Consider the following 375-nt stretch of genomic DNA (forward strand, 5'->3'; position numbering starts at 1 on the left):
CCCAAACTAATCGTCATACCCCTATGTGCATAGAGCCGATTCAATTCCATCATGATCTGGCGATAGCTTTTACCTTGTGCAAATCTGTCCAATACAAAATGCAAAACCCAGCGCGGTTTCGCTTTGCCAACTCGTCTTCTTGGCCTTTTTGCATAAAACTGTTTAACTGGCAAAAAGAGAGCAGAAGCATACTCTTGCCTGTGCCAATCGAAGCTGCAAAACCAACACTGAACACATTTCAAAAAACTTAAAATCCAGCATAAAAGTATATCCAAAATCCAGCAAGAAACCAGCCAAAAAAATTCATCAAGCATCAGCATAAAACACGTACCCCTACAACACCTATGACGCCCTGAACCGCCAGCTCATCGCCGA

General features: G+C 42.9%; 1 protein-coding gene. It reads right to left on the reverse strand.

Annotated elements, in window-relative coordinates; all coding sequences use genetic code 11:
* The coding region (locus tag ACO0LF_RS31580; RefSeq protein ID WP_423021382.1) for a hypothetical protein at nucleotides 1–320 on the reverse strand (320 nt) is incomplete at its 3' end.
* Between the last annotated feature and the right edge of the window lie 55 nt (nucleotides 321–375).

Origin of the sequence: Undibacterium sp. Di27W (assembly GCF_049340345.1) — a bacterium.
GTDB lineage: Bacteria > Pseudomonadota > Gammaproteobacteria > Burkholderiales > Burkholderiaceae_D > Undibacterium.